1 protein-coding gene is annotated in these 569 nt (G+C 74.7%); it reads left to right on the forward strand.

All coding sequences use genetic code 11. The annotated features are described in order from the left end of the window. A partial coding sequence (locus tag IEZ11_RS50480; protein ID WP_189269865.1) for a ketoacyl-synthetase C-terminal extension domain-containing protein occupies window positions 1-569 on the forward strand: 569 nt, incomplete at both ends.

Raw genomic sequence — 569 nt, forward strand, 5'->3', positions numbered from 1 at the left:
GGCGACCCCATCGAGGCGCAGGCCCTGATCGCCACCTACGGCCAGGACCACACCGCCGAACAGCCTTTGTGGCTGGGTTCGCTGAAGTCGAACATCGGGCATGCGCAGGCGGCGGCCGGGGTCGGCGGGGTCATCAAGATGGTGATGGCCCTGCGGGCGGGTGTGCTGCCGCGCACGCTGCACGTGGACGCGCCGACCTCGCACGTCGACTGGTCGGCGGGGGCGGTGTCGCTGCTGACGGAGGAGCAGCCCTGGCCCGAGGCGGACCGGCCGCGGCGGGCGGCGGTGTCGTCGTTCGGGATCAGCGGCACCAACGCCCACCTCATCCTGGAGCAGGCCCCCGAAGCCGAGGCGGCCGAGGCGGCTGAGGCGCCGTACGCCGGGGACGGTGCCGGTCCGGTGCCGTGGGTGCTGAGCGGCCGTACCGAGGAGGCCCTGCGTGAACAGGCCGCCCGGCTCGCCGAGTTCGTCGAGGCCGATACCGCTGTCACCCCGGCGGCCGTGGCACGCGCCCTGGTGACGACGCGGTCCACGTTCGAGCGGCGGGCGGTGCTGGTCGGCAGCGGGCG

It is taken from the genome of Streptomyces fuscichromogenes, from assembly GCF_014645815.1.
Lineage (GTDB): Bacteria > Actinomycetota > Actinomycetes > Streptomycetales > Streptomycetaceae > Streptomyces > Streptomyces fuscichromogenes.